Below are 263 nucleotides of genomic sequence, written 5' to 3' on the forward strand. Positions count from 1 at the left end.
AAGCGTCCTGCCGCTTGTGAAAGTCAAATTAACTGATTCACGCACCGGAAATTGTTCAACCTTCGCAACTCTTCGAAAAGAGCAGGATCAAGGGTTGACCTATAACCCGAACGAATCGCTGTCCATTCCCAGCCGTCCCAGCGCGTGCCTCGCAAGCTATCCCGCTTCCTCCGGAAATCCAAGCCTTTTTTCTGCCAAACAAAATCAAGGGTCATTCACGGTAAACACGAGAACTCGATCAGTGTCGCCGTAGTGGCGCGCCG

General features: G+C 52.1%; 1 protein-coding gene. It reads left to right on the forward strand.

All coding sequences use genetic code 11. The features are described from left to right. A partial coding sequence (locus KVS69_RS19775) for a hypothetical protein (RefSeq protein WP_217539805.1) occupies positions 1-253 on the forward strand: 253 nt, incomplete at its 5' end. Positions 254-263: the final 10 nt, after the last annotated feature.

This window comes from Stenotrophomonas sp. GbtcB23 (assembly GCF_019091045.1).
GTDB lineage: Bacteria > Pseudomonadota > Gammaproteobacteria > Xanthomonadales > Xanthomonadaceae > Stenotrophomonas > Stenotrophomonas rhizophila_A.